The 7,964-nt window shown below is 71.3% G+C and carries 7 protein-coding genes and 1 pseudogene; 7 read left to right on the forward strand and 1 reads right to left on the reverse strand.

Annotated elements, in window-relative coordinates; translation table 11 throughout:
• Positions 1 to 345, reverse strand: a pseudogene (locus KVY23_RS24405) (hypothetical protein); the annotation flags it as partial.
• A gap of 21 nt (positions 346 to 366) precedes the next feature.
• Between KVY23_RS24405 and KVY23_RS24410 the strand changes: the two are divergent.
• The 7 genes from KVY23_RS24410 to KVY23_RS24440 are packed head-to-tail and all read left to right on the forward strand — an operon-like array spanning position 367 to position 7,741.
• Positions 367 to 1,074 (forward strand): hypothetical protein, encoded by a 708-nt coding sequence (locus KVY23_RS24410; protein WP_223210110.1) that lies wholly within the window; start codon positions 367 to 369, stop codon positions 1,072 to 1,074.
• The gene (locus KVY23_RS24415) at positions 1,067 to 2,002 is read left to right on the forward strand and encodes a complex I subunit 1 family protein (protein WP_017836399.1); all 936 of its coding nucleotides are present in this window, start codon (positions 1,067 to 1,069) and stop codon (positions 2,000 to 2,002) included. The genes KVY23_RS24410 and KVY23_RS24415 overlap by 8 nt, the downstream gene beginning before the upstream one ends.
• Positions 2,003 to 2,005: 3 nt before the next feature.
• Complete coding sequence (locus KVY23_RS24420) at positions 2,006 to 2,569, forward strand: NADH-quinone oxidoreductase subunit J (RefSeq protein ID WP_064257203.1); 564 nt, start codon at positions 2,006 to 2,008, stop codon at positions 2,567 to 2,569.
• Positions 2,566 to 2,868: an NADH-quinone oxidoreductase subunit K gene (locus KVY23_RS24425; protein WP_017836397.1), complete on the forward strand. Its 303-nt coding sequence runs from the start codon at positions 2,566 to 2,568 to the stop codon at positions 2,866 to 2,868. The genes KVY23_RS24420 and KVY23_RS24425 overlap by 4 nt, the downstream gene beginning before the upstream one ends.
• A complete protein-coding gene (locus KVY23_RS24430; RefSeq protein ID WP_206492765.1) occupies positions 2,865 to 4,811 on the forward strand; it encodes an NADH-quinone oxidoreductase subunit L in 1,947 nt (648 codons plus the stop codon). The genes KVY23_RS24425 and KVY23_RS24430 overlap by 4 nt, the downstream gene beginning before the upstream one ends.
• Before the next feature lie 2 nt (positions 4,812 to 4,813).
• Entirely contained in the window at positions 4,814 to 6,304 is a 1,491-nt protein-coding gene (locus tag KVY23_RS24435) for a NuoM family protein (RefSeq protein WP_007626381.1), read from the forward strand.
• Positions 6,305 to 6,325: 21 nt separating this feature from the next.
• Positions 6,326 to 7,741: an NADH-quinone oxidoreductase subunit N gene (locus tag KVY23_RS24440; RefSeq protein WP_042329325.1), complete on the forward strand. Its 1,416-nt coding sequence runs from the start codon at positions 6,326 to 6,328 to the stop codon at positions 7,739 to 7,741.
• Positions 7,742 to 7,964 lie beyond the last annotated feature (223 nt).

Consider the following 7,964-nt stretch of genomic DNA (forward strand, 5'->3'; position numbering starts at 1 on the left):
CATGGCGGGCATGGTGGCCACGAGGGCCACGCAGACCACGGCGGGCACGAGGGCCACGAAGACCATGGCGGGCATGGTGGCCACGAGGGCCACGCAGACCACGGCGGGCACGAGGGCCACGAAGACCATGGCGGGCATGGTGGCCACGAGGGCCACGCAGACCACGGCGGGCACGAGGGCCACGAAGGCCATGGCGGGCATGGTGGCCACGAGGGCCACGCAGACCACGGCGGGCACGAGGGCCACGAAGGCCATGGCGGGCATGGTGGCCACGAGGGCCACGCAGACCACGGCGGGCACGAGGGCCATGAAGGCCATGGCGGGCATGGTGGCCACGAGGGCCATGAAGGCCACGGGGATATGGACATGGCTCCCGCCGGGATTCCCTTGGCCGAAGGCGGGGAGGACCGCGACGGCCTGGAGATGGATGTTCTCCATCTGCCGCTCGGTCCGGTATTGCCGTTCTGGCCGGCCGGGCTCGTGCTGCACTGCTCGCTACAGGGGGACGTTGTCGTCGACGCCACCGCCTCGGTGATCGACGCGACGGAGCACAGGGCCGGAGCACCCGGTCGGCCCACGGACCACGCGTCTGCCACGGTGACCCAATGTGATCAGGTCATGGCACTGCTGGCACTGGCCGGTGCCGAAGACCTGGCGGACTGCGCCCGCCGTGCCCGGGACGGGATTCTGACGGGCGATCCCGGTGCCGCCCGTGACGCCGTCGAGCGTCTGCACCGGAAGGTTCGCAGGTCGCGGCTGCTGCGCTGGTCATTGCGGGGCGTGCTGCCGCTCGGCCCGGCCGATCTGGAGCGCCACGGCTTGCCGGGGCACTGCCTCGGGGATGCCCACGACCGGTTGCTGGCCCAACTGGAACGGATCCGCGTCGAGGTCGGCGGCGCAACGCCGGACCGGGCGGATGGCGGCTCAGCGCAGGAATCTGCGGACAAACTAACTGTGCCGTGGGCGGTGGTGCCGGACCTGGTGACCGGTTTGGAGCTGGGCACTGTGCGCTTGGCGGTGGCGAGCCTTGATCTGGGCTCGCATCCTGCCGTCCGGGAGGTGGGGCATGTCTGAGACCGTGGTGACGACCGTGTCCGGTGGGTGGGCCGTGCTGGCCGGGGTGATCCTGTGTGGGCTGGCGTTGTTCGCGGTGGCGCTGGACGGGGTGCTCTCGTCGCCGGCGCGGGGCGGCGGTCGTGGCGGGCCCACTCCCCTGGCCCGTGCGGCCCGTCTGTTGCGGCAGCGTCGCCGCACGACGGTCGCCGCGGACACCCTGCTGTGGCGGATCGGCGGCGCGGGCATGCTGGTCGGGGCGTTCCTGATGATCGCCGTGATCCCGCTGGGCCGCTGGACACTGGCGGACCTCGACGTGGGAGTCGTGTGGTTCAACGCCGTCGACGTCATGGTGTGGGCCCTGGTCTGGCTGGCGGGGTGGGGCGCCAACTCCATCCACGGTCTGGTGGGCGGTTACCGCTTCCTCGCGCACGGGCTGGCCTATGAGCTGCCGCTGATGTTCGCATTGGTGGCCCCGGCGATCGCCGCCGGCAGTCTGGCGGTGGGCGACGTCGCGGCCGCGCAGGACGGCGTGTGGTTTGTGGTGTGGATGCCGGTGGCGTTCCTGGTCTTCCTGATCGGCGTGACCGGCTTCTCTGTATGGGGTCCATTCGCCCCGGCCCTGTCCGCGGACATCGTCGGCGGGGTGACGGCCGAACTCTCGGGGGTCGATCGGCTGGTCCTGCAGGCCGGGCGCTACCTGTTCCTCACCGCCGGGGCGGCGTTCTCGGTGCCGCTCTTCCTCGGCGGTGGTGCCGGGCCCGTCCTGCCCGACTGGGCGTGGGTGCTGGTCAAGACAGCGCTGGTGCTGACGGTTCTGGTGTGGGCGCGGCGCAAACTTCCGCTGCTGCGACCGGATCGGTTCATGGAGATCGGCTGGACTGTCTTGCTCCCGGCCGTCGTGGCCCAGGATCTGCTTGTGTCCCTCGTCGTGGTCTGGAAGGGCTGAGCCGTGCTGGTCGGGATCGTGTTCTGGGTACTCGCTGTGGTGGCGGTGACCGCGGGGACGGCCGTGTTCGTGGTGGACTCGATGGCCCGGGCCACCTACGCGCTGGCGGCATCGTTCATCGCCGTGGGGGTGATGATTTTGCTGCTGGGTCAGAGCTACCTGGGCATCATCACGATTCTGATGATGGTCATGGAGATGGCGGTGATGGCGGTCTACATGGTGATGTTCATGGGCATGAACCCGGCGCTGATGCCGATGGACATGACCCACGGGAAGAAGACCGCGATCGGCACCTCGGTCGGGGTCTTTGTGCTGCTGGCCGCCGGGGCGCTGCTGATCCCGTGGCCCGAGCGACGTGGCGCCCCACCCGAGGACCTCACCAACGCGCTGGGCCTGGAGATCATGGGCGAAAAGATGTTGGTGATGGCCGTGGTGGGCGCGGTCATGGTGGCCACCATCGTGGCCGGGATCGTCCTGGCCGCCGGGCGCACCCGCTACGACCGGCTCGGCGACGATCTGCGGCGCCGCCCGGCCGACGACCCCCAGCCGGGAGGTGTGGGTCGATGACCCTGGAGGCCGTTCTGGTGGTGGCCGCCGCCCTGTTCGCCGTCGGGCTCTACGGGGCCCTGTCCCAGCAGGTGGTGGTGATGGTGATGATGGGCCTGGAGTTGATGATCAACGGGGTGCTCCTGGCCGCCGCGGGGTTCTGGTGGTTCCTGGCCCCGGGCCCCTCCGGGCAGGTGCTGCTGCTGGTGGTGCTGGCGGCCATGACCGTGGAGATGGCCATGGGCTTTGCCGTGGCGACGCTGTTGCACCGCAAGCGGCAGACCGACATGACCGACATGGCCGAGGATCTCTCCGGATGACCGCCGACCAGACCTTGCTGCTGACCCTGGTGGTGCTCCCGGCTGCCGTGGGTGCGGTGCTCGCGCTGACCCGGGCGGAGCGGGTTGCGGCCCCGATCGCGGTATCGACCGCTGCCGTGACCGCGCTGCTGGCGGCTGTCGTCGCCGTTGCGCGGCCTGCGGTGGCGTTCCCGTTCATCGCCGGCGTCGACGTGGCATTGGAGGTCGACGCCCTGGCGGCGCTGACCCTGCCGATGGTCGCAGTGGTGACCCTTTTGGTGCTGGTTTTTGCGGCCGGCAACATCCGGGCGGCCCGGCCCCGCTTCCACGGGCTGATGCTGCTCTTCGCCGCCGCGGCCCTGATCACGGCCTCGGCCGCCAGCCTGCCGGCGCTGCTGTTTGCCTGGGAGTTGATGGGCGCGACCTCGTACGCGTTGATCGGGTTCTGGTGGCGGGACACCGACCGCGTCTCGGCCGGGCTCACGGCCTTCCTCACCACCCGTACCGCCGACCTGGGTCTCTACCTGGCCGCCGGCGCTGCCTTGGCCGGCGGCGCCGGTATGGGCCTGTCCGAGTTGCCGGCGGCGGAGAGCCCGTGGCGGCACGTGGTGGCGGCCGGGATCCTGGTGGCGGCACTGGGCAAGGCCGCGCAGCTGCCGTTCTCGTTCTGGCTCTCCGGCGCGATGAAGGGCCCCAGTCCGGTCAGCGCACTGCTGCACTCGGCGGCGATGGTGGCAATGGGCGGTTACCTGCTGCTGCGCGTGGAGCCGCTGCTCGCCTCCACCGGGTGGGCGGGCCCGGCCGCCGCGTGGATCGGGCTACTGACCGCGGTGGCGATGGGGATCGTGGCGTTGGCCCAACGGGATCTCAAACAGTTGCTGGCGGCGTCCACTGTGGCGCAGATGGGATTTGTGGTGCTGGCCGCCGGAGTGGGCGCGGTGAGCGGAGGTGCCGCCCAACTGGTGGCCCATGCCTCCACCAAGGCACTGCTGTTCCTCGCTGCCGGGGCGTGGCTCACCGCGTTGGGCACCGAGAAGCTCACGGAACTGCGCGGGGCGGGCCGCCGATGGCCGGTGGTGGGCGTGACCGCGACCGTGGGAGCCCTGGCCCTGACCGGGATCGCGCCGCTGTCCCTGTGGGCGACCAAAGACGCGGTGCTGGCTGGGGCCCTGGAGACCTCGGCCTGGCTCTACGCCACAGGACTGGTGGCGGCGGCCCTGTCGGCGGCCTACTCCGGCAAGGTCCTATGGACGATCTGGCACCGCGGGGCCCAGGCCCGGGTCGAGGAGCCCACCGCCGGGCGGGAGGTCGGCGCAACGCAAGAGCTCGGCACCGGGCAGGTGGGGGCGCTCGAGCAGGCCCCGCTGGTCGTGCTGGCCGCGGGGGCGGCCGGGCTGTCGGTGTTGGCGCTGCCCCCGCTCAGCGGCGCCCTCGCCCAGGCGATGGGCGGGCACGGCGAGGTGACGGCGCTCGAGCTCGTGGTCTCGGCCGCCATCGCCCTGGCCGTGGTGCTGCTGATGCGACGTCTACGCGCCCCGGAACTCGGGTGGGCCGAGCGGTGGCTGGGGCTGGAGGCTGCTGCGCACGTTGTCGTCGTCGTTCCCGTCATGCGGTTGGCGCACCTCCTGGCCCGGTTCGACGACGCGGTCCTGGACCGCGCCGTGACCTCCGTGGCCGGGGCCGTCCCGATGCTGGCACGGTCCGTGGCGCGGTTCGACGACGAGGTCCTCGACGCCGGAGTCGGAGCAGCCGCACGGGCCGCCCATACGGCCGGGCAGGGCGCGGCCCGCCTCGATGACGCCGTGGTCGACGGCGCCGTCGAGGGCCTGGCCGGTTGGGTTCGCCGACTCGGGCACCTGGCCCGCACCCCGCAGACCGGGGCCGTCCACCAGTACCTCCTGCAGGCCGTCGCGGTGCTCACCGTGGCCGTGGTGGCCTGGACCGTCTACGCAGTGATGGGATGAGCATGCTCAGTCTGATCGTCTTTCTCCCCTTGGCCGCCGCCGCCGTCCTGGCCGCGGTGCCGGCGATCGGGCCGGCGGCCGCGCGATGGGCGTGGATCGCGGTGAGCGTGCTGGAAGTGCTGCTGGTTGCCGTGGTGTGGGCCGGCTACAAGGACCCGGGACCGAACGGGCTGGCGTTCGAGGAGCAGGTGCCGTGGATCCCGGGGGTGGGCAGCAGTTACCACGTGGGCATCGACGGGCTGTCCCTGCCGCTGGTGGCGATGACGGTCGTGGTGTTCTTGGCGTGCGCTGTGTACTGCCTGCGGGATTCGGACCGGCCGCGCGTGCAGGCGGCGCTATTTTTGTTCCTGCAGAGCATGAGCCTCGGCGTGTTCGTTTCAGCCGACCTGATCCTGTTCTTCGTCTTTTTTGACCTGTCGATCGTGGGAATGTACTTCATCATCGCCGGGTGGGGCCACGGCAATGCGGCCCGGTCGGCGCTGAAGTTCTTCCTCTACACGTTCCTGGGGTCGCTGGCCCTGCTGCTGGGTTTCATCGGGCTGTATGTGTTCTCGGCGCCCCACACCTTTGACATCCCCGAGCTGGTCGCCGCACCCCCGCTGGCCGGTGAGCCGCTCGCCGGGGGGCTGGTGCTGGCGGCGATCCTGGTGGGCTTGGCCGTCAAGACCCCCACCGTGCCGTTCCACACCTGGCTTCCCCCGGCCCACACCGACGCCCCGGCCGCCGGCTCGGCCGTCCTGGCGGGGGTGTTGCTGAAGATGGGCGCGTACGGCTTCGTGCGGATCGCCATGCCGATGCTGCCCGAGGTCTGGCGGGCGTGGGCCTGGGTGATCGTGGCCGTGGGAATCGTCTCCGTGCTCTACGGCGCACTGGTGGCGCTTGCCCAGACCGACCTCAAGCGGATGATCGCCTACACCTCCGTCAACCACATGGGCTACATCGTCCTGGCCCTGGGTGCGGCCGGGCTGCTGGTGGAGGGTGCCGAGCAGGCCCGGTCCGTGGCGGTCACCGGCGCGATGGTGCAGATGGTCAGCCACGGACTGATCACCGCCGCCCTGTTCTTGCTGGCCGGGGTCATGCAGAGCCGGGCCGGGACCTACGACCTGGGTTCCTATGGCGGGCTGGCCGGCCCCGCCCCGCGGTACGCGGCGCTGTTCGCGATCGGCGCCTTTGCCTCCCTGGGCCTGCCCGGGTTCTCCGGGTTCATAGCCGAGTTCCAGATCTTCGCCGGCAGCGTGGCCGTGGCCCCGGTGACCGCAGTGGCGCTAGTGGGCATCGTGATCACCGCCGCCCTGTTCCTGCGGGCCCTGCAGCGGGTCTTCACCGGGCCCGCCGCCGGGCGCTCCCCCGGGTTCGCGGACCTGCGGGCGCACGAGCTGTGGTCGGCCGGCCCTCTGCTGGCGCTGTCCGTGCTGATCGGAGTGCTGCCGCTGGTGCTGCTCGGGGTGATCGAGCCGAGCTCGGCCGCCCTCGTGGAACTGGTGGGACGGTAACCCGTGGACGCCTCCATGCAGATGAGCCCCGGGCTGCTGCTGCCCGAGATCATCGTCTTTACCGGCGGATTGGCGGTGCTACTGGGCGGATCGTTCCTCCCCCGGCAGCGCCAGTGGATCGCCCGCGCCGCGGCCGCCCTGGCGCTACTGGGCGCCGCGACCGCCGCCGCGGTGGCTATGGCCGGGCCTGCGCAAAGCGCCTTTGCGGGTACCTTTGCCGTGGACACCGCCACCGGCGCCGCACGGGTGATAGCCACCCTGGCCACCCTGCTGATCCTGGGGGTGGCCTCCGGGGAGCTCAAGGACTCCCCGCGCGAATCCGACACCTACGCCCTGCTGCTCTTCGCCACCGCCGGGGTGATGGTCCTGGCCGGGATCACCGACCTGTTGGTGCTGATCGTGGGATTCCTGCTGGCCAGCATCCCGCTGTACGGGATCATCGGACTCACCGGCGGCCGCTTGGGCGCCGAGGCGGCGGTCAAGACCTACCTCATGGGGGCGCTGTCCGGGATCCTGTTGATGCTGGGCGTCACCGTGCTCTATGCCCTGGCCGGAGGCACCGACTACGCCCTGCTCCGGGAGGCGTTGCCCACCGCACCGGACGCCGCCGTGGGGACAGGCATCCTGGGGGTGCTGGCCGGGCTGCTGTTCAAGGCCGGCGGGGTGCCGATGCACTTCTGGGTGCCCGACGCCGCCCAGGGCTCCGGGGTCACCGCCGCCACGTTCCTGACCACCGTGCCCAAGGTGGGCGCGCTGGTGGCCGTGTACCGGTTGGTGGCCACAGTCTCCGCCGAAGAGCACTCCTGGTTGCTCGTCGCCGCCCTACTGGCCACCGCCTCGATGTTCCTGGGCAACCTGGCCGCCTACTGGCAGACCGATCCCCGCCGGCTACTGGGCTGGTCGACCGTGGCGCAGGTGGGGTTCCTGCTGGTGCCCGTGGCCGCAGCCGGGCGCAGCGACCTGGCCCTGCCCTCGCTGTTGTTCTACCTGGCCGCCTACGCCGTGACCAACGTCGCCGCCTTTGCCGTGACCGCTGCCCTGCCCGAGCACCGGACGCTCGCCGAATACCGCGGGCTGGCCCGCTCCCGCCCAGGGTTGGGACTGACCGTGCTGGTGGCGCTGCTGGGGCTGGTGGGCACCCCGCCCCTGGCGATCTTCGTGGGCAAACTGACCACCGCCACCGCCGCCTGGGACGGCGGTCACGGGTGGCTGGCTCTGGTGGTGGTGGTCAACAGCGTGATCAGCCTCTTCTACTACCTGCGCTGGTTCGCCCCCGTCTTCGCCCGACCCGACTCCCAAGCCGCCGAGTTCCCCGGACGCGGCGGGATGGCCGCCTGGCCGGCCGTCACGGCCGCGGTCGCCGCGACCGCGAGCCTGGCGCTGGGCGTCCTGGCCGGTGTCCTGTGGGCTGCCCTCGACGGCCCCGGGATCCTGTAGGGCTGGGAGCGGCAGCCTTCCCCAGCCGGAAGGGGCGTCGAGTAGGTGCGGGAGGGAGCCGGGGGCCGTACAGGAGAGCCCGCTTATAGGAGAGAACCCCCTAGGGCGTGTCTCCCAATCGGCGTAGCCAGGTGAGAATTGCGCAGAGGGTGACGGCGGCGCGGTAGGTGATCGCGAGTTTGTCGTAGCGGGTGGCCAGCGCTCGCCATTGCTTGGCCAGAGC

The organism is Rhodococcus sp. I2R (assembly GCF_020889545.1).
Lineage (GTDB): Bacteria > Actinomycetota > Actinomycetes > Mycobacteriales > Mycobacteriaceae > Rhodococcoides.